Source organism: Streptomyces humi, from assembly GCF_001005085.2.
In the GTDB taxonomy this organism is placed as follows: Bacteria; Actinomycetota; Actinomycetes; order Streptomycetales; family Streptomycetaceae; genus Streptomyces; species Streptomyces humi.
The window spans coordinates 335,638-358,825 of sequence record NZ_LBMU02000023.1; the positions used below are offsets into that span (position 1 = coordinate 335,638).

General features: G+C 72.4%; 22 protein-coding genes. 17 read left to right on the forward strand and 5 right to left on the reverse strand.

Going from position 1 to position 23,188, the window contains the following annotated elements; all coding sequences use genetic code 11:
- Positions 1-52: 52 nt before the first annotated feature.
- A complete protein-coding gene (locus tag AAW13_RS10555) occupies positions 53-1,000 on the reverse strand; it encodes an FAD-dependent oxidoreductase (protein ID WP_107483287.1) in 948 nt (315 codons plus the stop codon).
- A gap of 65 nt (positions 1,001-1,065) precedes the next feature.
- On the opposite strand from AAW13_RS10555, the gene AAW13_RS10560 reads away from it, so the two are divergent.
- Both AAW13_RS10560 and AAW13_RS10565 read left to right on the forward strand, forming a co-directional pair.
- Complete coding sequence (locus AAW13_RS10560; RefSeq protein WP_046728519.1) at positions 1,066-1,323, forward strand: hypothetical protein; 258 nt, start codon at positions 1,066-1,068, stop codon at positions 1,321-1,323.
- Between the two features lie 59 nt (positions 1,324-1,382).
- Positions 1,383-3,023, forward strand: coding sequence for an ABC-F family ATP-binding cassette domain-containing protein (locus AAW13_RS10565; RefSeq protein WP_046728520.1), 1,641 nt, complete (start codon positions 1,383-1,385; stop codon positions 3,021-3,023).
- A 140-nt stretch (positions 3,024-3,163) separates the two neighbouring features.
- On the opposite strand, the gene AAW13_RS10570 is transcribed toward AAW13_RS10565, so the two are convergent.
- Both AAW13_RS10570 and AAW13_RS10575 read right to left on the reverse strand, forming a co-directional pair.
- A complete protein-coding gene (locus tag AAW13_RS10570; RefSeq protein WP_046728521.1) occupies positions 3,164-5,593 on the reverse strand; it encodes a Tex family protein in 2,430 nt (809 codons plus the stop codon).
- Between the two features lie 165 nt (positions 5,594-5,758).
- Positions 5,759-6,628: an SCO6745 family protein gene (locus AAW13_RS10575; RefSeq protein ID WP_046728560.1), complete on the reverse strand. Its 870-nt coding sequence runs from the start codon at positions 6,626-6,628 to the stop codon at positions 5,759-5,761.
- Between the two features lie 186 nt (positions 6,629-6,814).
- Here AAW13_RS10575 and AAW13_RS10580 point away from each other — a divergent pair, with 186 nt between their 5' ends.
- Positions 6,815-7,786, forward strand: coding sequence for a GlxA family transcriptional regulator (locus AAW13_RS10580; protein ID WP_046728522.1), 972 nt, complete (start codon positions 6,815-6,817; stop codon positions 7,784-7,786).
- Positions 7,787-7,793: 7 nt separating this feature from the next.
- The gene (locus AAW13_RS10585; protein WP_046728523.1) at positions 7,794-8,441 is read left to right on the forward strand and encodes a DJ-1/PfpI family protein; all 648 of its coding nucleotides are present in this window, start codon (positions 7,794-7,796) and stop codon (positions 8,439-8,441) included.
- On the opposite strand, the gene AAW13_RS10590 is transcribed toward AAW13_RS10585, so the two are convergent.
- Positions 8,416-9,168, reverse strand: coding sequence for an enoyl-CoA hydratase/isomerase family protein (locus tag AAW13_RS10590; RefSeq protein ID WP_046728524.1), 753 nt, complete (start codon positions 9,166-9,168; stop codon positions 8,416-8,418). The two genes, AAW13_RS10585 and AAW13_RS10590, sit on opposite strands and share 26 nt — an antisense overlap.
- Positions 9,169-9,410: 242 nt before the next feature.
- On the opposite strand from AAW13_RS10590, the gene AAW13_RS10595 reads away from it, so the two are divergent.
- Positions 9,411-9,905 carry an ATP-binding protein gene (locus AAW13_RS10595; protein WP_071659504.1) on the forward strand — a complete coding sequence of 165 codons (495 nt, stop codon included), beginning with the start codon at positions 9,411-9,413 and terminating at the stop codon, positions 9,903-9,905.
- A gap of 18 nt (positions 9,906-9,923) precedes the next feature.
- Here the strand turns inward: AAW13_RS10595 and idi are convergent, their stop codons facing one another.
- On the reverse strand, positions 9,924-10,517 hold the full coding sequence (idi, locus tag AAW13_RS10600; RefSeq protein ID WP_046728526.1) for an isopentenyl-diphosphate Delta-isomerase: 594 nt from the start codon (positions 10,515-10,517) through the stop codon (positions 9,924-9,926).
- A gap of 623 nt (positions 10,518-11,140) precedes the next feature.
- On the opposite strand from idi, the gene AAW13_RS10605 reads away from it, so the two are divergent.
- The 12 genes from AAW13_RS10605 to AAW13_RS10655 all read left to right on the forward strand — a co-directional run bounded on the left by AAW13_RS10605 (position 11,141) and on the right by AAW13_RS10655 (position 23,130).
- The gene (locus tag AAW13_RS10605; protein WP_046728527.1) at positions 11,141-12,913 is read left to right on the forward strand and encodes a DUF5941 domain-containing protein; all 1,773 of its coding nucleotides are present in this window, start codon (positions 11,141-11,143) and stop codon (positions 12,911-12,913) included.
- Positions 12,910-13,662: a phosphocholine cytidylyltransferase family protein gene (locus tag AAW13_RS10610; protein ID WP_046728528.1), complete on the forward strand. Its 753-nt coding sequence runs from the start codon at positions 12,910-12,912 to the stop codon at positions 13,660-13,662. Before AAW13_RS10605 ends, AAW13_RS10610 begins: the two co-directional genes overlap by 4 nt.
- Positions 13,650-14,711, forward strand: a complete 1,062-nt coding sequence (locus tag AAW13_RS10615) for an iron-containing alcohol dehydrogenase family protein (RefSeq protein ID WP_046728529.1) — start codon at positions 13,650-13,652, stop codon at positions 14,709-14,711. Before AAW13_RS10610 ends, AAW13_RS10615 begins: the two co-directional genes overlap by 13 nt.
- Before the next feature lie 13 nt (positions 14,712-14,724).
- Complete coding sequence (locus AAW13_RS10620; RefSeq protein ID WP_046728530.1) at positions 14,725-15,468, forward strand: CDP-alcohol phosphatidyltransferase family protein; 744 nt, start codon at positions 14,725-14,727, stop codon at positions 15,466-15,468.
- Entirely contained in the window at positions 15,465-16,349 is an 885-nt protein-coding gene (locus tag AAW13_RS10625) for a glycosyltransferase family 2 protein (RefSeq protein ID WP_046728531.1), read from the forward strand. Before AAW13_RS10620 ends, AAW13_RS10625 begins: the two co-directional genes overlap by 4 nt.
- A gap of 132 nt (positions 16,350-16,481) precedes the next feature.
- Positions 16,482-17,411, forward strand: a complete 930-nt coding sequence (locus AAW13_RS10630) for an ABC transporter permease (RefSeq protein WP_046728532.1) — start codon at positions 16,482-16,484, stop codon at positions 17,409-17,411.
- 7 nt (positions 17,412-17,418) lie between these two features.
- Positions 17,419-18,183 (forward strand): ABC transporter ATP-binding protein, encoded by a 765-nt coding sequence (locus tag AAW13_RS10635; RefSeq protein ID WP_420855451.1) that lies wholly within the window; start codon positions 17,419-17,421, stop codon positions 18,181-18,183.
- A 403-nt stretch (positions 18,184-18,586) separates the two neighbouring features.
- Positions 18,587-19,489 carry a squalene synthase HpnC gene (gene hpnC, locus AAW13_RS10640; protein ID WP_046728534.1) on the forward strand — a complete coding sequence of 301 codons (903 nt, stop codon included), beginning with the start codon at positions 18,587-18,589 and terminating at the stop codon, positions 19,487-19,489.
- Positions 19,486-20,439 (forward strand): presqualene diphosphate synthase HpnD, encoded by a 954-nt coding sequence (hpnD, locus tag AAW13_RS10645; protein ID WP_046728535.1) that lies wholly within the window; start codon positions 19,486-19,488, stop codon positions 20,437-20,439. Before hpnC ends, hpnD begins: the two co-directional genes overlap by 4 nt.
- Positions 20,439-20,576 carry a DUF6380 family protein gene (locus AAW13_RS47745; protein ID WP_420855446.1) on the forward strand — a complete coding sequence of 46 codons (138 nt, stop codon included), beginning with the start codon at positions 20,439-20,441 and terminating at the stop codon, positions 20,574-20,576. Before hpnD ends, AAW13_RS47745 begins: the two co-directional genes overlap by 1 nt.
- On the forward strand, positions 20,573-21,997 hold the full coding sequence (gene hpnE / locus AAW13_RS10650; RefSeq protein WP_046728536.1) for a hydroxysqualene dehydroxylase HpnE: 1,425 nt from the start codon (positions 20,573-20,575) through the stop codon (positions 21,995-21,997). Before AAW13_RS47745 ends, hpnE begins: the two co-directional genes overlap by 4 nt.
- Positions 21,998-22,065: 68 nt before the next feature.
- Positions 22,066-23,130, forward strand: a complete 1,065-nt coding sequence (locus AAW13_RS10655) for a polyprenyl synthetase family protein (protein WP_071659497.1) — start codon at positions 22,066-22,068, stop codon at positions 23,128-23,130.
- The last annotated feature ends 58 nt before the right edge of the window (positions 23,131-23,188 follow it).

A 23,188-nucleotide genomic window follows, 5' to 3' on the forward strand; every position in this document is an offset into this window, starting at 1 on the left:
AGGTGATCTCCGGGGCTCCGGACGACCTCCGGGGCCCCGGCAGCACACGTTCCTAGGCGGCCGGTCCGGCGTCCACCAGGCCGGCCGCCTCCCGTGCGCACCCCCAGGCAACCGTGATCCCGGCGCCGCCGTGCCCGTAGTTGTGGACCACCACCCCGCCGTCCGGGCGGAGTTCACGCGCCAGCCGGACCGCGCTCCGGTACGGCCGCAGCCCCACCCGGTGCGCCAGGACCCGCGCCCCGGCGATCTCCGGCCGCACCGCGGCACATCGCGCCACGATCGCGGCCGCGACGGCCGGATCCGGCTCCAGCGACCAGGCGTCCTCCTCCGCCGTCCCCCCGAGCAGCAACCCGCCCGGCTGCGGGAAGAAGTACGCGGACGCACCCCCCTCGACCTCGTCGACGGACGTGTACCAGGTCGTTATCCCCGGGTTCTCCACCACGACCAACTGCCCGCGCACCGGACGCACGGCCGGATCCGGTACCAGCGAACGAGCGCCCAGCCCGGTGCAGTTGACCACGACCGGCGCGGGCACCCCGGCCAGTGCGGCCACCTCCCGCTCCTCGACCGTCCCGCCGGCCCGCTGCAACCGCCGCCGCAGCCAGGCCAGATGGACCGGCATGTCGATCAACGGCAGCCTGGCCGCGACACCTTCGCCCGTGTCGGTGAGCCCCGGCACCCGGGCCGCCCAGGGGCCCAGCCCCTCCAGCCGCAGCCCCTCGTGTACGCCCTCGACCAGTCGTACGCCCGTCTCCTCGGGGCGCGCAGCCAGCTCCTCGTACACGACGAGGGACGCGAGGGCCCATTCGCCGACCAGCGCCTCCGGTTCGATGCGGTACGGCCACCACAGCGCACCGGCGACCGCCGAGGTCGTACGCCCGCCGGTCTCCCGCGCCCACACCCGCACCCGGCGGCCGCTCTCGGCCAGCACCACCGCCGTGGTCAGCCCGGCCACCCCGGCACCGACCACGATGACTTCGTCACTCAGCTCGTTCGCCACGTCGTGACGTTAGCGGAATATGTCATGCCGCGCTCAGAACGTCCCGCTCTGGGGACAGTCACAGCATGTCCGCCGCATACGCGACCTCCGGCCTGGCCCCGGCGACGCGCGCCGCCGGCGTCGAGGTCACCTCGTGCCGCCGGTTACGGCTCACGGCATACCGCCTCGACCGGCTCTCGCGGCCCCGCAGCCTCGAACTCCTCGACGGCGTCCTGGCACCCGGCAGCCACCGCGTCCCCCTCGGCGGCAGGGCGGTCAGGGGCGGCTACCCTGTCGTGGCCCGGAGCACGGACGGCGTCCCGGTGGCGGCGACGACCCGCTGACCGGGGCGGCCGAAAGGGGCGCGGGACCCGGACCGGGGGCCGTTAGGATCGGCGTTCTGATGACTGCCACCCTCGTCGCCAAGAACCTCGCCGCCGGGCACGGCGACCGCTCGCTCTTCTCCGGACTCGACCTCGTCGTCGCGCCCGGGGACGTGATCGGTCTGGTCGGTGCCAACGGCGCGGGCAAGTCCACCCTGCTCCGGCTGCTCGCCGGCCTCACCGCCCCCGAGCAGGGCGAGCTGCGCCTCTCCCCGCCGACCGCGAGCGTCGGTCACCTGCCCCAGGAGCCGGAGCGGCGGCCGGGGGAGACCGTCCGCGCGTTCCTCGCCCGGCGCACCGGCGTCGCCGAGGCCCAGCGGGTGATGGACGAGGCGACCCAGGCACTGGTGGACGGCGCGCCGGGCGCCGACGACGCCTACGCCGTCAGCCTGGAGCGCTGGCTCGGCCTCGGCGGCGCCGACCTGGACGAGCGCGCCGAGGAGGTCGCCGACTCGCTCGGCCTGGCCGTCGACCTGGACCAGCCGATGACCGCCCTGTCCGGCGGCCAGGCGGCCCGCGCGGGCCTCGCCTCCCTCCTGCTCTCCCGCTACGACGTCTTCCTGCTCGACGAGCCCACCAACGACCTCGACCTGGACGGCCTGGAGCGCCTCGAACGCTTCGTGACCGGGCTGCGCGCGGGCACGGTCGTCGTCAGCCACGACCGGGAGTTCCTCACCCGCACGGTCACCAAGGTCCTCGAACTCGACCTGGCCCAGCGGCAGATCAACCTGTACGGCGGCGGCTACCAGGCTTACTTGGAGGAACGCGACGTGGCCCGCCGGCACGCCCGCGACGACTACGAGGAGTACGCCGACAAGAGGGCCGCCCTCCAGGACCGGGCCCAGATGCAGCGCTCCTGGATGGACAAGGGCGTCAAGAACGCCCGGCGCAAGGCGTCCAACGACAACGACAAGATCGGCCGCAAGTTCCGCAGCGAGGCCAGCGAGAAGCAGGCCGCCAAGGCCCGGCAGACCCAGCGCATGATCGAACGCCTGGACGTCGTCGAGGAACCGCGCAAGGAGTGGGAACTGCGCATGGAGATCGCGGCGGCCCCGCGCTCGGGGGCCGTCGTGGCGACCCTGCGGGACGCCGAGGTACGGCGCGGTGACTTCACCTTCGGCCCGGTCTCCCTGGGGATCGACTGGGCGGACCGGGTCGCGGTGACCGGGGCGAACGGCGCGGGCAAGTCCACGCTGCTCGCCGCGCTGCTCGGCCGGGTGCCGCTGGACGCCGGGCACGCCGCCCTCGGCCCCGGCGTGGTGGTCGGCGAGGTCGACCAGGCCCGCAGGATCTTCCACGGCACCGAGTCCCTGCTGGACGCCTTCTGTGCCGCCGTCCCGGACACCGAGCCGGTCGAGGTCCGTACCCTGCTGGCCAAGTTCGGTCTCAAGCAGGACCACGTACTGCGCCCGGCGGGCACCCTCTCCCCGGGCGAACGCACCCGTGCCGCCCTGGCGCTGCTCCAGGGCCGCGGCGTCAACCTGCTCGTCCTGGACGAACCCACCAACCACCTCGACCTGCCGGCCATCGAGCAGCTGGAGTCCGCCCTCGACACCTACGAGGGCACCCTCCTCCTGGTCACCCACGACCGCCGCATGCTGGACGCGGTCCGCGTGACCCGCCGCCTGGAGGTGGCGGCGGGCAAGGTCACGGAACGCTGAGACCCGGCGCTCCCCGGGACCCGGCCGCGGGGCACCGCCGGACCGGCGACCGCCCCGGGGACGCGAGGAACCGTGCGACCGGCCACGACGGCCCCGCGGTCCCCCTCGGCCTCACCGGCCCACGGCTCCCGGCGAAGCCGTCACCGCTTGCCGTTCTTCGGGTCCAGCAGGCCCGCGCGGCGCAGCGCGTCGGCCATCGCGCTGTTCGCCGGTGCCGGAGCCGAAGACTGGCGTGCCCCACCACCCTGGCGTGCCCCGCCGCCTTGGCGCGCTCCGCCGCCGCTCTGGCCGCCACGGCCGCCGCCCTGCCCGCGCTGCTGTGGCGGACGCCCGCCGCGCTGCGGCCGCCGCTCGGCGCCGGGAGCGGCCTGGGGGGCCTGTGCCTCGTCGTCGAGACGCAGCGTCAGCGAGATCCGCTTGCGCGGGATGTCCACGTCGAGGACCTTCACCTTGACGATGTCACCCGACTTCACCACGTCCCGGGGGTCCTTGACGAACGTCCTGGACATGGCCGAGACGTGCACCAGACCGTCCTGGTGCACCCCGATGTCGACGAACGCGCCGAACGCCGCGACGTTCGTGACCACGCCCTCCAGGATCATCCCGGAGGCCAGGTCGGAGATCTTCTCGACGCCCTCCTTGAAGGTCGCCGTCTTGAAGGCCGGACGCGGGTCGCGCCCCGGCTTCTCCAGCTCCTTGAGGATGTCGGAGACGGTCGGCAGACCGAACGTGTCGTCCACGAAGTCCGTCGGCCGCAGCGAGCGCAGCACCCCCGTGTTGCCGATGAGCGCGGCCACCTCCTGGCCGGACGTCTTCACCATCCGCCGTACGACGGGGTACGCCTCGGGGTGGACGCTGGACGCGTCCAGCGGGTCGTCGCCGCCGCGGATGCGCAGGAAGCCCGCGCACTGCTCGTAGGCCTTGGGGCCGAGCCGGGCCACGTTCTTCAGCTGTGAGCGCGAGGTGAACGGGCCGTTGGCGTCCCGGTGGGTCACGATGTTCTCGGCGAGCCCGGAGGTGATGCCGGAGACCCGCGCGAGCAGTGGCGCGGAGGCGGTGTTGACGTCGACCCCGACACCGTTCACACAGTCCTCGACCACGGCGTCCAGCGAGCGCGAGAGCTTCACCTCGGACAGGTCGTGCTGGTACTGGCCGACGCCGATGGACTTCGGGTCGATCTTCACCAGCTCGGCGAGCGGGTCCTGGAGCCGGCGCGCGATGGAGACGGCGCCGCGCAGCGACACGTCCATGTCCGGCAGTTCCTGCGAGGCGAACGCGGACGCCGAGTACACGGAGGCGCCGGCCTCCGACACCATCACCTTGGTGAGCTTCAACTCCGGGTGCTTGGTGATGAGTTCACCGGCGAGCTTGTCGGTCTCGCGGGACGCCGTGCCGTTGCCGATCGCGACCAGCTCGACCGTGTGCTCCTTGGCGAGGCGGGCCAGCTTGGCGATCGCCTCGTCCCACTTGTTGGCCGGGACGTGCGGGTAGATGACGTCGGTGGCGACGACCTTGCCGGTGGCGTCGACCACGGCGACCTTGACCCCCGTGCGGAAACCCGGGTCGAGGCCCAGCGTCGCGCGGGTGCCGGCCGGGGCGGCGAGCAGCAGGTCGCGCAGGTTCGTCGCGAAGACGTCGACCGCCTCGTCCTCGGCGGCCGTGCGCAGCCGCAGCCGCAGGTCGATGCCGAGGTGGACGAGGATCCGGGTGCGCCAGGCCCAGCGGACCGTGTCCGCAAGCCACTTGTCGGCGGGCCGCCCCCGGTCGGTGATCCCGAACCGGTGGGCGACGGTCCCCTCGAACGAGGAGGGGCCCTCGGTGGGCTCCTCCGGCTCCAGGACGAGGTCGAGGACGTCCTCCTTCTCGCCGCGCAGCATCGCGAGGATCCGGTGCGAGGGCAGCTCGGTGAACGGCTCCGCGAAGTCGAAGTAGTCGGCGAACTTGGCGCCCGCCTCCTCCTTGCCGTCCCGCACCTTCGCGGCCAGCCGGCCCCGTACCCACATGCGCTCCCGCAGCTCACCGATCAGGTCGGCGTCCTCCGAGAACCGCTCGGTGAGGATCGCGCGGGCCCCCTCCAGGGCGGCCTGCGGGTCGGCGACGCCCTTGCCGGCGTCCACGAACGCGGCGGCCGCCGCGAGCGGCTCCACCGTCGGGTCGCCGAGCAGTCCCTCGGCCAGCGGCTCGAGACCGGCCTCCCGCGCGATCTGCGCCTTGGTGCGCCGCTTCGGCTTGTACGGCAGGTAGATGTCCTCCAGCCGCGCCTTGGTCTCGGCGCCCCGGATCTGCGCCTCCAGCTCGTCGGTGAGCTTGCCCTGCTCCCGCACCGACTCCAGGATCGCGGTGCGCCGCTCCTCCAGCTCCCGCAGGTAGCGCAGCCGCTCCTCGATCGTGCGCAGCTGCGCGTCGTCGAGCATCTCGGTCGCTTCCTTGCGGTAGCGGGCGATGAAGGGCACCGTCGAACCGCCGTCGAGCAGCTCCACGGCAGCCTTGACCTGCCGCTCCCGTACGCCGAGCTCCTCGGCGATCCTGCCTTCGATGGACCCTGGAACCAGGAACCCGGGTGTCGTCACGATCCCGTACCGCCTTCTCCACTGAGGTTGCGCGGCAATTGTGGCAGGTGACACCGACAAGGGAGCCGCAGGGCGGCGTTCCCGCGACACGAACGGCGTGCCGGACACGCCACGCGCCCCCGGGAACCGGTCTCCGGAGCCGGTCTCTTCTCCGGCCGGGACCGCTCAGCCCTTCCCGATCAGGTCCGCCGGGAAGGCGCCCGCGGCCACCGCCGTCCTCGTGAAGCCCGTGGCCAGTTCCGTCAGCCGGGTCACCCCGTCGGCCCCCAGGTGCGCGTACGGTGCCCGGTCGAGGCGGTCCGTCTCCGTCTCGATCTCCGCCCGCAGCGCCGTCCCCGTCCCGGTCAGCTCGCCGGCGGTGTCGAGCAGCCCGCGCTCCCGGAGCCGGTCCGCCGCCGCGTCCCAGTCGTCCCGGGTCCAGCCGCGGGTGGCGGACACCCACTTGGGGTGCATGCCCTTGCCGGTCGCGGTGTGCGTCACCACCGCCTCGAGGCCGTCCAGGCCGGCCGCGACCAGCACCGCGAGATGCCCGTCGCCGCGGTGCTCACGCAGCAGCGTCGTCGCGTACCAGTAGGCGAGGTGGGGTTCTCCGGGCACCGGCAGGTCCGCGTGGGCCGAGTACAGCGGCCGGCCGGGACGGGAGCACGCCTCGGTGGCCCGCAGCGCGAGTTCCGCCGCCTCGGCCATCGCGCCGGACTCCACCGCGTCCGCGCCGAGCAGCCGCCGCATCGACGCGTCGACGGCACGCAGGCGGGCGGCGAGGACGTCCTCGGGGGACACCGTCTCCCAGACGGCCGGTACGTGCCGGGCCACCAGTTCGTGCTTGTAGTTGTAGAACGCCGCCGTCACCGTCCCGGCCCCGACGGGTCCCAGCGCGGCCGCCCGCACCGCGAAGTTGACTGCCCGCGGGTGGGTGACGCCGAGCGCGGCCAGTTCCTCGGCCAGTTCGGGGCTGAAGAAGTGCGTCGCGTGCAGGGAGTTGAGCAGGTTGTGGCAGCGGCGGCCGGCGCGCGGCTCCAGGACGGCGGTAGTCATGACGAGCACGTTACTGACTGGTCGGTACGGACTCCAGATCCAGGTCCTCCGGATCCGGACGGGCGACGGCACGAAAGGCCGGGCGAAGGCAGAAGGAGGGGCGAGGGCAGGAAAGGACGGGCGATGGCAGGAAAGGTGGGGAACTCGTCGTTGCGGCCATGCCGGGCCGCGTCAAGAATCGACGGCATGGCGCAGCGAACCGTCCTCGTCGTCCTCTTCGACGGCGTCCAGAGCCTGGACGTCACCGGCCCCGTCGAGGTGTTCACGGGCGCCGAGACGCACACCCCGGGCAGCTACCGCATCCGTACCGCCTCGGTCACCGGCGCCCCCGTGCGCACCTCCAGCGGGCTGACCGTCGTACCGGACGGGGTCCTGGCCGAGGAGACGTCCGGCCCGCACACGCTGCTCGTGCCCGGCGGGCGGGGGACCCGGCGCCGTGATCCGGAGCTGGTGGCGTGGCTGCGGGCGTACGGTCCGGGCGCCGGGCGGCTCGTCTCCGTCTGCACCGGTGCCGTCCTGCTCGCCGCGGCCGGCCTCCTGGACGGCCGGCGGGCGACCACCCACTGGGCGTACTGCGACAAGCTGGCCCGCGACCATCCCGCCGTCGACGTCGACCCCGACCCCATCTACGTCCGTGACGGTCGCGTCGCCACCTCGGCCGGTGTCACCTCCGGCATCGACCTGGCCCTCGCCCTCGTCGAGGAGGACCTGGGCCGGGAGGTCGCGCTGACCGTGGCCAGGCACCTGGTGGTGTTCCTGCGCAGGCCCGGCAACCAGGCCCAGTTCAGCGTCCAGCTCGCCGCGCAGACCGCGCGGCGCGAACCGCTGCGGGAGGTGCAGCAGTGGGTGACCGAGCACCCGGCCGGCGACCTGAGCGTGCCGGCCCTGGCCGCCCGCGCCGCCCTCTCGCCACGCCACTTCGCCCGTGCCTTCCAGGCCGAGACCGGCACGACACCTGGCCGGTACGTCGACCGGGTCCGCCTCGAACACGCCCGCCGGCTCCTGGAGGACACCGGTGACGGCGTCGAGGAGGTCTCCCGCGCCAGCGGCTACGGCACGCCCGAGGCGATGCGGCGCGCCTTCCTGAAAGCCCTCGGCGCGACCCCTGCCGAGTACCGGCGCAGGTTCCGCCCCGTTTCCGTCGGTCAACCCGGTTAGGAGAGCCATGCAGCTCGCGATCGTCCTCTACGACCGCTTCACCGCCCTGGACGCCGTGGGACCGTACGAGACCCTGGGCCGGCTCCCGGGCTCCGAGCTGGTCTTCGTCGCCGAGCGGACCGGCCCCGTCCGCAGCGACAACGGGAGCCTCGCCCTCACCGCCGACCGGACCCTGGCCGACGTGCCCCGCCCGGACGTCGTGGTCGTCCCGGGCGGCCCCGGGCAGACCCCGCAGATGGCGAACACGGCCCTCCTCGACTGGATCCGCGCCGCCGACGCCACCAGCACCTGGACCACCTCCGTCTGCACCGGGTCCCTGCTGCTCGCCGCCGCCGGCCTGCTCCGGGGGCGCCGGGCCACCTCGCACTGGCTGGCGCTGCCGGAGCTGCGCGGGTTCGGTGCCGAGCCGACCGGGGAGCGGGTGGTGACGGACGGCAAGTACGTGACCGCGGCCGGCGTCTCCGCCGGCATCGACATGGGGCTCACCCTGCTCGGCCGGATCTCCGGGGACACCGTCGCCCAGGCCGTGCAGCTCGGCATCGAGTACGACCCGCAGCCGCCCTACGACGCCGGGTCCCCGGACCGGGCGCCCGCCGAGGTCGTCGAACTGCTCCGCTCCAGGAGCCGTTTCATCCTCGGGGAGCCGACCACGTGAACCGGGCCTGACGGCGCTCCAGGAACGCGGCCACGCCCTCCGCCGTGTCCCCGCTCGCGCCCGCCTGCCGCGCCCAGTGGTCGTCCCGGTCCGTGCGGCCGTTCGCGAACTCCTTCGCCGCGGCCTGTGTCAGCTGGGAGCGCGAGACCAGGATCCGGGTGAACTCGGCCACCCGCTTGTCCAGTTCCCCCTCGGGCAGCACCTCGTCGACCAGGCCGGTGCGCAGCGCCCGCTCGGAGTCGATCAGCTCGCCGGAGAAGAGCAGGTACTTGGTGGTGGCCGGGCCGACGAGGGACACCAGGCGGCGGGTGGAGGCGGCCGGGTAGACGATGCCGAGCCTGGCCGGCGTCACCCCGAACTGCGCGCCCTGCTCGGCGAACCGCAGGTCGCAGGCGGCGGCGAGCTGGGCGCCACCGCCCACGCAGTGGCCGCGGACCGCGGCCAGGGTCGGCTTGGGGAACGCGGCCAGGGCCTCCTCGGCCGCGACGGCGAGGGCCTGGGCCGCGGCGGAGGAGCCCTGGAGGGTGGAGATGTCGGCACCGGCACAGAAGGTGGCGCCCTCGCCGGTGAGGACCAGCGCCCGGACGGCGGGGTCGGCGGCGAGTTCCCCGAGGAGGGGCGGCAGGGCCCGCCACATCGCCGCGGTCATCGCGTTGCGTTTGGCCACGTTGCCGATCACTACGGTGGCGACGGCGTCGTTGACCCGGTGGTCGAGGCGGGGCTCCATGTGCGGGATGGTAGCCGCGCGTGGCGCCGCCCCCGCGCCCCCCGGGGTTGCAGTACAACCCTAATAGTTCGCGAAGTCGGCTTTTGGCGGGCCAGGAGCGGTCGCACAACTGACGTTGTCATACGCCAACGGTCAGATCCGTTCGATAGTTGCTGACTTGTGTTCAGTCATCCGGAGCGGAGCGGGTCGTTACCAACACTCGACGTGTGGTGACAATCGAGCGCGAGGGTGGCGACCGGACGATGGAGAACCACGGGCGCGGGCACGACCCGCGTCCAGAGGGAGGCGGCCCGCCGCCGCCGGATCCGCTGCCGTACGAAGGAGTCTGGCGGTTCACTGCCGCCGCCGTGGACGCCTCGGTCCCGCAGGCGCGCCGCGCCGTACGGGACCTGCTCCAGCGCCAGGGCGTCCCGGTCTCGGAGGACCTGGTGTACGGGCTGCTGCTGATCGTCTCCGAACTGGTCACCAACGCGGTCAAGCACGCGGCGCTGCTGTCGCCGGTGCTGGCCGTGGAGGTCGCCGTCGGCGCCGAGTGGGTACGGGTGTCCGTGGAGGACAACCACCCCTACCGTCCGACCGCCCTGGAGGCCGACCACGGCCAGACCGGCGGCCGGGGCCTGCTGCTGGTCCGGGAGATCGCCCGGGAGGCGGGCGGGGTCGTGGACGTGGAGCACACGTCGAGCGGCGGCAAGGTGATCTGGGCCGCCCTGCCGCTCAAACCCGCGACGCTGCCCTGAGGGGCCGGGTGAAACTTCTCACCAGCCCGCGGACGGGCCCGTCAGCTCCCTGACCGCCGGCCGGGCCGCGTCCAGCACGGTCATGAACCAGGAGGAGAAGGGGTCTTCGGCGTGCCGCTCGGCCAGTTCGGCGGCCGTCACGAAAGCGGTGGCCTCGACCTCCTGCGGGTCGGGTACCAGCGGCGCCTGCACCATCCCGACGAACAGGTGGTTGAACTCCTGCTCGACCAGGCCCGAGGCCGGGTCCGGGTGGTTGTAGCGGACCGTGCCCGCCTCGGCGAGCAGCGACGGCGAGACGCCCAGCTCCTCGAAGGTACGGCGGGCCGCCGCCGCGAAGGGCGCCTCACCGGGGTAGGGGTGGCCGCAGCAGGTGTTGGACCACACCCCGGGGGAGTGGTACTTGCCCAGCGCCCGCTGCTGGAGGAGCAGTCTGCCGTGTTCGTCGAAGAGGAAGACGGAGAACGCCCGGTGCAGCTGCCCGGGCGGCTGGTGCGCGGCCAGCTTCTCCGCGGTGCCGATGGTCACACCCTTCTCGTCGACGAGTTCAAGCAAGATCGCGTCCGCGGTGCCTTCCGACGTGCTGTCCGTCGTGGTGGCAGGTGTGATCGGCATACCCATCCTTCGCCTCGGTCCTGGCACCCCAAGTCTGCCGTACGAAACCGACACTTCCGACACTTCCCGTGCGGGCACGCCGGAAGGGGGCCCGGTTGTTGATCGTGCCCTAAGCGTACGAACGGGAACCCTGGGAGCCCCAAGGGGTACCTGTTCGGGGAGACCTCGAACACAAGGCCGCCGTGCTCCGCCCGGCAGCTCGGCTCCAGGGGGTGTCGGCAGGCCCGCGCGGCAGCTTCGGCGTCCTCGGTGCGACCATCGGGCCGAGCCGCCCGCAGCCGCCCTGGCCTGCGGAAACGAGGGCCGGATCGCGGCTTCACCGGTTACCCGCTGTGAGGTGGCGCGCATCGTGCGTGACCGGTCGTCGGTGGCCGGGGTGTGGGCCCGCATGTCTCCAATGCCCGGTCTGTGAGCGCGGTTTGTGGCCCGGGGCCCGGATCACGGATGATGATCTCGGCAAAGAGCGGGTCGGCGTGGGCCGTCCGCGCCATGAACGGCCGGTGAACAAGCAATCCTCACCATCCGCTAACCTCTGCCGAATGCCGTCCGGGGGCCACCAGGCACATGTGCCCCATCACGCAGCAGACCGGCGCCCGTGCGCCGCACCCAGGGAGTGAGTTCGGTTGTCGACCGCCATCGTCACCGGTCAGCCGGTCCCCGGATCGTCACTGGAGAGCGATCTGCGGGCACTCGGCTTCGAGGTGCGTCCGGCCGCCGACGCGTCCGACGCCGCGGCCCTCCTCGCGACCGTACCCGGCGACCGGCGGGTCGCCGTGGTCGACGCCCGCTTCGTCGGCCACCCGCACGCCCTGCGTCTCGGTCTCACCGACCCGCGTTTCCCGCTCGCCGCGATCCCCGGCGCCGTCACCGCCCAGCCGGCCGCCCGGCAGGCCCTCACCCGGGCCCTGGCCCGGGAGGCCGCCACGGGCGGCGGCACCGTCCTCGCCGTGGACGGCCTCGTCACCGCCCTGGACGCCGACGTGCACCGCCCCGAGCTGGGCAGCCTGGTCGCCGCCGTGCCCGCCGACCCGCAGACCCGCAACGAGGCACGGCAGGCCGTGGCTGCCGTCGACGACGAGGCCGTCCGCCTGAAGTCGGCCGTGAAGTCCCGCGACGGCTTCTTCACCACCTTCTTCATCAGCCCGTACTCCCGGTACATCGCCCGCTGGTGCGCGCGCCGCGGACTGACCCCCAACCAGGTCACGACCGCCTCCCTGCTCACCGCCCTGATCGCGGCGAGCTGCGCGGCCACCGGCACCCGCGCCGGGTTCGTCGCGGCCGGCGTGCTGCTCATCGCGTCCTTCGTGCTGGACTGCACCGACGGCCAGCTCGCCCGCTACTCGCTCCAGTACTCCACGCTCGGCGCCTGGCTGGACGCCACCTTCGACCGGGCCAAGGAGTACGCCTACTACGCCGGCCTCGCGCTGGGCGCGGCCCGGGGCGGCGACGACGTGTGGGCACTGGCACTCGGCGCGATGATCCTTCAGACCTGCCGGCACGTGGTCGACTTCTCCTTCAACGAGGCCAACCACGACGCCACCGCCAACACCAGCCCCACCGCCGCCCTCTCCGACCGGCTCGACAGCGTCGGCTGGACGGTCTGGGTGCGCCGGATGATAGTTCTGCCCATCGGCGAACGGTGGGCACTGATAGCCGTCCTGACGGCGGCCACGACCCCGCGGATCACCTTCTACGTGCTGCTGGCCGGCTGCGCGCTCGCGGCGTCCTACACCACCGCCGGGCGGGTGCTGCGGTCGCTGACCCGCAAGGCCAGGCGGACCGACCGGGCGGCGAGGGCGCTGGCGGACCTGGCGGACTGCGGTCCGGTGGCGGCGCTGGTCGCCCGGGTCCTGCCGCGCCGCTCCCTCCTCCCCGCGTTCGTCTGGGCCCTCGCCGGGACCGCCCTGCTGCTCCTCACGGCCTGGTTCGACGGCCCCGGCCTGCCGGTGGTCCTGGCCGCCGGCGTCTACGCCCTGATCTCGGGGGAGGCCGTGCGCAGGCCCCTGAAGGGCGCCCTGGACTGGCTGGTCCCGCCCCTCTTCCGCGCCGCCGAATACGGCACCGTCCTGGTGCTCGCGGCCAAATCCGGGGTGAACGGAGTCCTTCCGGCGGCTTTCGGCCTGGTGGCCGCCGTCGCCTACCATCACTACGACACGGTGTACCGCATCCGCGGTGGCGCCGGGGCACCACCGGCCTGGCTGGTCCGTGCCATCGGGGGGCAGGAGGGGCGGACGCTGCTGGTGGCCGTCCTGGCCGCGGCGCTCACCGCCGCGCAGTTCGAGGTCGCGCTCACGGTCCTGGCCGTGGCCGTGGCCGGGCTGGTGCTCGTCGAGAGCATCCGCTTCTGGGTGTCCGCAGGGGCTCCCGCCGTACACGACGAAGGAGAACCCGCATGATCGGCCTCGTGCTGGCGGCCGGCGCCGGACGGCGTCTGCGCCCCTACACCGACAGCCTGCCCAAGGCGCTGGTGCCGGTGGGGCCTGCGGGCATAGAGGACTCGATCACCGTTCTCGACCTGACCCTCGGCAACTTCGCCGAGATCGGCCTGACCGAGGTCGCGATCATCGTCGGCTACCGCAAGGAGGCCGTCTACGAGCGCAAGGCGGCCCTGGAGGCGAAGTACGGCCTCAAGCTCACCCTCATCGACAACGACAAGGCCGAGGAGTGGAACAACGCCTACTCCCTGTGGTGCGGCCGTGACGCCCTCAAGGACGGCGTGATCCTCGCCAACGGCGACACCGTGCACCCGGTCTCCGTCGAGAAGACGCTGCTGGCCGCCCGCGGCGACGGCAAGAAGATCATCCTCGCGCTCGACAGCGTGAAGTCGCTGGCGGACGAGGAGATGAAGGTCGTCGTCGACCCCGCCAAGGGCATGACGAAGATCACCAAGCTGATGGACCCCGCCGAGGCGACCGGCGAGTACATCGGCGTCACCCTCATCGAGGGCGACGCCGCGCCCGAGCTCGCCGACGCGCTGCGGACGGTCTGGGAGACCGACCCCCAGCAGTTCTACGAGCACGGCTACCAGGAGCTGGTCAACCGCGGCTTCCGGATCGACGTCGCGCCGATCGGCGACGTCCGGTGGGTCGAGATCGACAACCACGACGACCTCGCCCGGGGACGGGAGATCGCGTGCCAGTACTGACCCGGCTGATCCCCTCACCGGTCGTCGTCGACATCCGCCCGGGTGCCCTCGACGACCTGGCGAGCGTGCTCGCCGACGAACGCATCTCGCACTCCGGCCGGCTCGCCGTCGCCGTCAGCGGCGGCTCGGGCACCAGGCTCCGCGAGCGCGTGGCGCCGAGCCTGCCCGGCGCCACCTGGTACGAGGTCGGCGGCGGCACCCTGGACGACGCGGTCCGGCTGGCCGGCGACATCAGGGCCGGCCGCTACGACGCGGTCGTCGGTCTCGGCGGCGGCAAGATCATCGACTGCGCCAAGTTCGCCGCGGCACGCGTCGGCCTGCCCCTGGTCGCCGTGCCGACGAACCTCGCGCACGACGGCCTGTGCTCGCCGGTCGCCACCCTCGACAACGACGCGGGCCGCGGGTCCTACGGCGTGCCGAACCCGATCGCGGTCGTCATCGACCTCGACGTCATCCGCGAGGCCCCGGCGCGCTTCGTGCGCTCCGGGATCGGTGACGCCGTCTCCAACATCTCGGCGATCGCGGACTGGGAGCTGTCCCACCGCGTCAACGGCGAGAAGGTCGACGGTCTGGCGGCCGCCATGGCCCGGCAGGCCGGCGAGGCGGTGCTGCGCCACCCCGGCGGCATCGGGGAGAACGACTTCCTCCAGGTGCTCGCCGAGGCGCTGGTGCTCAGCGGCATCGCCATGTCGGTGTCGGGCGACTCCCGCCCGTCGTCCGGCGCCTGTCACGAGATCAACCACGCCTTCGACCTGCTGTTCCCGAGGCGTGCCGCCAGCCATGGCGAGCAGTGCGGACTCGGCGCGGCCTTCGCGATGTACCTGCGCGGAGCCCACGAGGAGTCCGCGTTCATGGCCGACGTGCTGCGCCGGCACGGTCTGCCGGTGCTGCCGGAGGAGATCGGCTTCACCGTGGAGGAGTTCGTCCGGGTCGTGGAGTTCGCTCCGGAGACCAGACCCGGCCGGTACACCATCCTCGAACACCTCGACCTCAAGACCCACCAGATCAAGGACTTCTACGTCGACTATGTCAAGGCCATCGGTAGCTGAACTCCGTCCGGTCGTGCACCCCGTGGGGGTCAAGGACCGGCGCAGCGGTGAGCACTGGATGGGGCGCCTCTACATGCGTGAGGTGTCCCTGCGGGTCGACCGCTACCTGGTGAACACCAGGGTCACGCCCAACCAGCTCACGTACCTGATGACCGTCTTCGGCGTGCTCGCGTGCCCGGCCCTGCTGGTGCCGGGCGTCTGGGGCGCCGTGCTCGGCGTGGTGTGCGTCCAGATGTACCTGCTGCTCGACTGCGTCGACGGCGAGGTCGCGCGCTGGAAGCAGCAGTACTCGCTGGGCGGGGTCTACCTCGACCGGGTCGGGGCCTACCTGACCGACGCGGCCGTCCTCGTCGGACTCGGGCTGCGCGCCGCCGACCTGTTCGGCAGCGGCCGTATCGACTGGCTCTGGGCCTTCCTCGGCACCCTGGCCGCGCTCGGCGCCATCCTGATCAAGGCCGAGACCGACCTGGTCGGCGTCGCCCGTCACCAGGCCGGGCTGCCCGTGGTCAAGGAGGCCGCCGCCGAGATGCGCTCCTCCGGGATGGCGCTGGCCCGCCGGGCCGCCGCCCTGTTCCGGTTCCACCGGCTGATCCTCGGCATCGAGGCCTCGCTGCTGATCCTGCTGCTCGCCGTGGCCGACCACTTCCACGGCGACCTCTTCTGGACCCGGCTCGGCACCGCCGTGCTCGCCGGCATCGCGCTGCTCCAGACCCTGCTGCACCTGGTCTCCGTCCTCGCCTCGAGCAGGCTGCGGTGAGCGCCGGGCTGAAGGTCGGCGCGGTCGTCATCACCATGGGCAACCGCCCCGACGAACTGCGCGCACTGCTCGACTCGGTCGCCAAGCAGGACGGCGAGCGGGTCGAGGTGGTCGTGGTCGGCAACGGCTCGCCGGTCCCGGACGTCCCCACCGGCGTCCGCACCCTGGAGCTCCCCGAGAACCTCGGCATCCCCGGCGGACGCAACGTCGGCATAGAGGCCTTCGGACCCAGCGGCCGCGACGTCGACATATTGCTCTTCCTCGACGACGACGGCCTGCTCCCCGAGCACGACACCGCCGAGCTGTGCCGGCAGGCCTTCGCCACCGACCCGAAGCTCGGCATCATCAGCTTCCGCATCGCCGACCCGGACACCGGCGAGACCCAGCGCCGGCACGTACCGAGGCTCAGGGCCTCCGACCCGATGCGCTCCTCCCGGGTCACCACCTTCCTCGGCGGTGCCAACGCGGTCCGCACCCAGGTCCTCGCCGAGGTCGGCGGCCTGCCGGACGAGTTCTTCTACGCCCATGAGGAGACCGACCTGGCCTGGCGCGCCCTCGACGCCGGCTGGATGATCGACTACCGCTCCGACATGGTGCTCTTCCACCCCACGACCGCCCCCTCCCGGCACGCGGTCTACCACCGGATGGTCGCCCGCAACCGGGTCTGGCTGGCCCGGCGCAACCTGCCCGCCCCGCTGGTCCCCGTCTACCTGGGCGTCTGGCTGCTGCTGACCCTGGTGCGCCGCCCCTCCCGCCCGTCCCTCCAGGCCTGGTTCGCCGGCTTCCGGGAAGGCTGGACCAGCCCGTGCGGGCCCCGCCGCCCGATGCGCTGGCGGACCGTGTGGAAGCTCACGCGACTGGGCCGTCCCCCGGTGATCTGACAAGCTCGAAGGGGGTGTGGCCGCGACGGCCGCCCCCTCGGAACCGTATCCGCTCGCGGATACGTGTCGCGTCGGGTAGCACAATTCCGTAAGACATGAGTAAGACGAACCTGAGGACGAAGGCTTCCACCCTTGAGTGAGACAACGCATGACGGCGGGATCGCGGTGAGCGCGGTGCCGGCGCCCGACGAGGGCCTCACGGCGGCGCAGCTGGCCGCCAAGTACGGGCTCGCGGTGAGCGGCGCCCGGCCCTCGCTCGTCGAGTACGTACGCCAGCTCTGGGGCCGTCGCCACTTCATCCTGGCCTTCTCGCAGGCGAAGCTCACCGCGCAGTACAGCCAGGCCAAGCTAGGTCAGCTCTGGCAGGTGGCCACACCGCTGCTGAACGCGGCCGTGTACTACTTCATCTTCGGTGTCATCCTGCACGCCAGCCGCGGGATGTCGCAGGACGTCTACATCCCGTTCCTGGTGACCGGCGTCTTCACCTTCACCTTCACGCAGAGCTCGATCATGACGGGTGTCCGCGCGATCTCCGGCAACCTCGGGCTGGTGCGCGCGTTGCACTTCCCGCGTGCCTCGCTGCCGGTCTCCTTCGCCCTCCAGCAGCTCCAGCAGCTGCTGTTCTCGATGATCGTCATGGTCGCCGTGGTGGTCGGGTTCGGCAGCCGTCCGGGTCTGTCCTGGGTACTGGTCGTGCCGATCCTGTTCCTGCTGTTCCTGTTCAACACCGGGCTGGCCCTGATCGTGGCCCGGATGGGCGCCAAGACGCCGGACCTCGCCCAGCTGCTGCCGTTCGTCCTGCGCACCTGGATGTACATGTCCGGCGTGATGTTCTCGATCACCAAGATGATGGAGGGCCGGCCGGAGTGGGCGCGTACGCTCCTCCAGCTCAACCCGGCCACCGTCTACATGGACCTGATGCGCTTCGCCCTCATCGACGGCTACGGCGCCTCGAACCTCCCGCCGCACGTCTGGGCCGTCGCCCTGGCCTGGGCGGTGGCCGTCTTCGGTGGCGGATTCGTGTACTTCTGGAAGGCGGAGGAGCGGTACGGCCGTGGCTGAGCAGACCATGGGGGAGCGGATCCCCACCGTCATCGCGGAGGACGTGCACATCGTCTACCGCGTCAACGGCGCCAAGACCGGCAAGGGCAGCGCGACCTCGGCCCTCAGCCGTATCGTCCGGCGCGGCGACGAGCGGGGCGTCCGCAAGGTGCACGCGGTCCGCGGGGTCTCCTTCACCGCCTACCGGGGCGAGGCGATCGGCCTGATCGGGTCCAACGGCTCCGGCAAGTCCACCCTGCTGCGCGCCATCGCCGGCCTGCTGCCCGCCGAGAAGGGCCGGGTCTACACCAACGGCCAGCCCTCGCTGCTCGGCGTGAACGCGGCCCTCATGAACGACCTCACCGGCGAGCGCAACGTCATCCTCGGCGGTCTCGCCATGGGCATGTCCCGCGAGGACATCCGGACCCGCTACCAGGAGATCGTCGACTTCTCGGGCATCAACGACAAGGGCGACTTCATCACCCTGCCGATGCGCACCTACTCGTCCGGCATGGCGGCCCGGCTCCGGTTCTCCATCGCCGCCGCCAAGGACCACGACGTCCTCATGATCGACGAGGCGCTGGCCACCGGTGACGCGGCGTTCCGCAGGCGCTCCGAGGACCGGATCCGCGAGCTCCGTGAGCACGCCGGCACGGTGTTCCTGGTCAGCCACAACAACAAGTCCATCCGTGACACGTGCGACCGGGTCCTGTGGCTGGAGCGCGGCGAGCTGCGGATGGACGGGCCGACCGAAGAGGTGCTCAAGGAGTACGAGAAGTTCACGGGGAAGTAGCCCCCGGTACCGGGGAGAGCGGCTTCCGGTTCCACGGGCGGGCGCCCGGTTTCGGCCAGGGCCCCGGCGGAACCTTCCGGCGGGGCCCGGCGTCTGCAAAGGAAACGTCAACTCCGGCTCGCCTTAGGAATCTTGACGCCAATCGGTGTGTTGTTGTGATCTGCGGGACACCCCGACGAACCTCGATGCGTTGTACAACGTAAGCTGTACCGGTCCCGGAAAGCGGCAAGTGGGGCGATAATGCGCGACACCCTCTGCCGGGCCGCCCCGCGGACTTGTGGGCGGCGTGTCCGAAATAGTGTGTATTGGGTCGGCAGTGTAGAACGGGAGATGTGACGGCAATGGCTACGGAAACTCCCCAGCTCAACGCAGGCCGCGCCGTCCTCGCCCCGGGCAGCGGACGGTGACCGCAACCGCCCCGGCGCGGACCGGAGACGCGGAGCGCGGCACGCTGGCCAAGGCCGCGGACGAGAACTTCCCCGTGGCCCCGTTCTTCCTGCCGAAGGCCTGGCGCGACGACCTGATGGCGGTGTACGGATTCGCCCGCCTCGTCGACGACATCGGTGACGGCGATCTGGCCCCCGGCGGCGCCGACGCCCGTCTGCTCGGAGTCTCCGACGCGGAGGCCGGGGACCGCCTGGTGCTGCTCGACGCCTTCGAGGCCGACCTCCGCCGTGTCTTCGACGCCACCCCGCGCCACCCGCTGCTGCGTCGCCTCCAGCCGACCGTGCGCCGCCGCTCCCTCACCCCCGAGCCGTTCCTCGGGCTGATCGCCGCCAACCGCCAGGACCAGATCGTCAAGCGGTACGAGACCTACGACGACCTGCTCGCCTACTGCGAGTTGTCCGCCAACCCCGTCGGCCGCCTGGTCCTCGCCGTCACCGGCACCTCGACCCCCGAGCGGATCCGGCTCTCCGACGCGATCTGCACCGCCCTACAGATCGTCGAACACCTCCAGGACGTGGCCGAGGACCTCGGCCGCGACCGCATCTATCTGCCCGCCGAGGACATGAAGCGTTTTCACGTCCAGGAGGCGGATCTCGCCAGGAAAACCACGGGCGCATCGGTGCGTGCACTGGTTGCATACGAAGCACAACGCGCCGGTGCTCTCCTGAATGAAGGCGCCCCCCTTGTGGGTAGCGTCCACGGCAGGTTGAAGCTGCTGCTCGCGGGGTTCGTGGCGGGGGGAAGGGCGGCGATCGGCGCGATCGCCGCCGCCGAATACGACGTACTTCCCGGCCCGCCCAAGCCCGGCAAGGGCCGGTTGCTGCGTGAGGTGGGCGTGACTCTGCGAGGAGAGGGGTGATCCGGACCGTGGACTCTCCCACACACGTGTCCGCACCGGTACTCGCCGCCTACAGCTACTGCGAGACCGTCACCGGACAGCAGGCACGGAACTTCGCCTACGGCATCAGGCTGCTGCCGGCGCCGAAGCGGCGCGCCATGTCCGCGCTCTACGCCTTTTCCCGGCGGGTGGACGACATCGGGGACGGCACGCTGGCGGACGACGTGAAGGCGGCCCGCCTGGAGGACACCCGGGCGCTGCTCGCCCGGGTCCAGGAGGGCGCGGTCGGCGAGGACGACACCGACCCCGTCGCGGTCGCCCTCGCGCACGCCGCCCAGGCCTTCCCGATCCCGCTCGGCGGCCTGGACGAGCTGATCGACGGCGTGCTGATGGACGTACGCGGCGAGACCTACGAGACCTGGGACGACCTCAAGGTCTACTGCCGCTGCGTGGCCGGTGCCATCGGCCGGCTCTCACTCGGTGTGTTCGGTACCGAACCAGGGGCGCGTGGCGTCGAGCGCGCGCCGGAGTACGCGGACACGCTCGGGCTCGCGCTCCAGCTCACCAACATCCTGAGAGACATCCGCGAGGACGCCGGCAACGGCCGTACCTATCTGCCCCAGGACGACCTCGCCAAGTTCGGCTGTTCGGCCGGGTTCCACGGACCGACCCCGCCCGAGGGCTCGGACTTCGCGGGCCTCGTGCACTTCGAAGTACGCCGTGCCCGTGCCCTTTTCGCCGAGGGCTACCGGCTGCTCCCCATGCTCGACCGGCGCAGCGGCGCCTGCGTCGCCGCCATGGCCGGCATCTACCGCCGCCTGCTCGACCGCATCGAGCGCGAACCGGAGGCGGTGCTGCGCGGCCGGGTCTCGCTGCCCGGACACGAGAAGGCGTACGTCGCCGTACGCGGCCTGTCCGGGATCGACACCCGGCGGCACACCTCCCGGCTGACCGCCAGGAGGCGTGCCTGATGGGCGAGGCGCGCCGGGGCGCACCCGTCGGAGGGAAACGGCAGGCAACCCTCCGGGGCCGCGTGGCGTCCCTGACTGCGACGGTCTGCCCCGGCCGGTTCCGGCCACGCGACGGGCAGGCGGGAGAGGGCGCATGAAGAGCGACGGCACGCGGTCCGAAGGGACGCACGACGACATCCCGTCCGGGCGCACCGCCGTCGTGGTCGGCGGCGGACTCGCGGGCGTCACGGCGGCGCTCGCGCTCGCCGACGCGGGGGTGCGCGTCACCCTGCTCGAAGGCAGGCCGAGGCTCGGCGGGCTCGCCTTCTCCTTCCAGCGCGGCGATCTGACCGTCGACAACGGTCAGCACGTGTACCTGCGTTGCTGCACCGCCTACCGCTGGTTCCTCGACCGCATCGAGGGCACGGCGCTGGCACCGCTACAGGACCGGCTCGACGTGCCCGTGCTCGATCTCGCCAAGCCCGAGGGGCGGCGCCTGGGCAGGCTCCGTCGCGACCCGCTGCCCGTACCCCTGCATCTGGGGCGCAGCCTGGCCGCCTATCCGCACCTCTCGCTCGCCGAGCGGGCCAGGGTCGGACGCGCCGCGCTCGCGCTCAAGGGACTGGACCTCGCCGATCCGAGCCTGGACGCACAGGACTTCGGCAGCTGGCTGGCCGCCCACGGCCAGTCGGCGCGTGCCGTCGAGGCCCTGTGGGACCTGGTCGGGGTCGCCACCCTCAACGCGGTCGCGGGCGACGCCTCACTGGGGCTCGCCGCGATGGTGTTCAAGACCGGTCTGCTGTCCGACCCGGGCGCGGCCGACATCGGCTGGGCCCATGTGCCGCTGGGCGAACTGCACGACCGGCTGGCCCGCAAGGCGCTCGACTCCGCGGGCGTGCGTACCGAGGTCCGTACACGCGTCACCTCCGTCTCCACTAACGAGAACGGGAGCTGGAACGTTCAGGTTCCCGGCGAGACGCTCACCGCGGACGCCGTGGTGCTGGCCACCGCCCAGCGCGAGGCCCACGACCTGCTGCCCGACGGCGCCCTCGACGCCCCCGGGAACCTGCTGGAGATCGGCACCGCGCCGATCCTCAACGTCCATGTGGTCTACGACCGTACGGTGCTCACCAAGCCGTTCTTCGCGGCCCTCGGCTCCCCGGTCCAGTGGGTGTTCGACCGCACCGACGCCTCGGGGCTGCGGGAGGGACAGTACCTCGCGCTGTCCCAGTCGGCCGCCCAGGACGAGATCGACGCACCCGTGGCCGTACTGCGCGAGCGGTATCTGCCCGAACTGGAACGGCTGTTGCCCGGCGCGCGCGGCGCCGGGGTGCGGGACTTCTTCGTGACCCGGGAGCGCACCGCGACGTTCGCCCCCACCCCCGGCGTCGGGCGGCTGCGGCCCGGCGCCCGCACCAAGGCACCCGGCCTGTACCTGGCCGGAGCGTGGACCGCCACCGGGTGGCCCGCGACCATGGAGAGTGCGGTCCGCAGCGGTGTCCTCGCGGCCGACGCCGCGTTGAACACCCTGGGCCGGCCCCGCCCCCGCCACCTCTTCGAGTTCGAGGAGGCGGCGTGACACTCGACCAGCGGGTGGCAGGCCTCCGCACCCCCGGTACCGCAACAAGAGGAGAAACTGTGCCCACTGTGCCCCCGGCCGAGAAGGCCGATCGAGAGACCGCAGTGGACGTGACCGCGCTCCTGGAACGCGGCCGGACCCTTGCCACACCGGTACTGCGGGCGGCCGTCGACCGCCTGGCACCTCCCATGGACACCGTCGCCGCCTACCACTTCGGCTGGATCGACGCCGAGGGCAACCCCGCGGACGGGGACGGCGGCAAGGCCGTACGCCCCGCCCTCGCCGTGCTCTCCGCCGAGGTCACCGGGGCCGCCCCCGAGGTCGGCATCCCCGGCGCCGTCGCCGTGGAACTCGTCCACAACTTCTCCCTGTTGCACGACGACCTGATGGACGGCGACGAACAGCGCCGCCACCGGGACACCGTCTGGAAGGTGCACGGCCCCGCCCAGGCCATCCTGGTCGGCGACGCGCTGTTCGCCCTCGCCAACGAGATCCTCCTCGAACTCGGCACCGCCGAGGCCGGCCGCGCCACCCGCCGGCTCACCACCGCCACCCGCGCCCTCATCGACGGCCAGGCCCAGGACATCTCCTACGAGCACCGCGACCGGGTCAGCGTCGAGGAGTGCCTGGAGATGGAGGGCAACAAGACCGGCGCCCTGCTCGCCGCCTCCAGCTCCATCGGCGCCGTGCTCGGCGGCGCCGACGACCGCACCGCCGACACCCTGGAGCGGTACGGCTACCACCTCGGCCTCGCCTTCCAGGCCGTCGACGACCTGCTCGGCATCTGGGGCGACCCGGAGTCCACCGGCAAGCAGACCTGGAGCGACCTGCGCCAGCGCAAGAAGTCCCTGCCGGTCGTCGCCGCGCTCGCGGCGGGCGGTCCCGCCTCCGAGCGGCTCGGGCAGATCCTCGCCGCCGACGCCAAGAGCAGCGACTTCGAGAACTTCTCCGAGGAGGAGTTCGCGGCCCGCGCCGCCCTCATCGAGGAGGCCGGCGGCCGCGAGTGGACCGCCGAAGAGGCGCGCCGTCAGCACACCATCGCCATCGAGGCCCTGCACGCCGTCGACATGCCCGACCGGGTACGGGCTCGGTTCACGGCGCTGGCGGACTTCGTCGTCGTACGAAAGAGATGATCACTATCGGTCGAATAGCCCTCGCGTAGTCGCCGGCCGGTGCGAGCGCGCAGCCAGC

Coding starts and splice junctions, on each gene's coding strand:
- AAW13_RS10560 (WP_046728519.1), top strand. CDS start 1,066: ATGTCCGCCGCATACGCGACCTCCGGCCTGGCCCCGGCGACGCGCGCC.
- AAW13_RS10565 (WP_046728520.1), top strand. CDS start 1,383: ATGACTGCCACCCTCGTCGCCAAGAACCTCGCCGCCGGGCACGGCGAC.
- AAW13_RS10575 (WP_046728560.1), bottom strand. CDS start 6,628: ATGACTACCGCCGTCCTGGAGCCGCGCGCCGGCCGCCGCTGCCACAAC.
- AAW13_RS10580 (WP_046728522.1), top strand. CDS start 6,815: ATGGCGCAGCGAACCGTCCTCGTCGTCCTCTTCGACGGCGTCCAGAGC.
- AAW13_RS10585 (WP_046728523.1), top strand. CDS start 7,794: ATGCAGCTCGCGATCGTCCTCTACGACCGCTTCACCGCCCTGGACGCC.
- AAW13_RS10590 (WP_046728524.1), bottom strand. CDS start 9,168: ATGGAGCCCCGCCTCGACCACCGGGTCAACGACGCCGTCGCCACCGTA.
- AAW13_RS10595 (WP_071659504.1), top strand. CDS start 9,411: ATGGAGAACCACGGGCGCGGGCACGACCCGCGTCCAGAGGGAGGCGGC.
- idi (WP_046728526.1), bottom strand. CDS start 10,517: ATGCCGATCACACCTGCCACCACGACGGACAGCACGTCGGAAGGCACC.
- AAW13_RS10610 (WP_046728528.1), top strand. CDS start 12,910: ATGATCGGCCTCGTGCTGGCGGCCGGCGCCGGACGGCGTCTGCGCCCC.
- AAW13_RS10635 (WP_420855451.1), top strand. CDS start 17,419: ATGGGGGAGCGGATCCCCACCGTCATCGCGGAGGACGTGCACATCGTC.
- AAW13_RS47745 (WP_420855446.1), top strand. CDS start 20,439: ATGGGCGAGGCGCGCCGGGGCGCACCCGTCGGAGGGAAACGGCAGGCA.
- hpnE (WP_046728536.1), top strand. CDS start 20,573: ATGAAGAGCGACGGCACGCGGTCCGAAGGGACGCACGACGACATCCCG.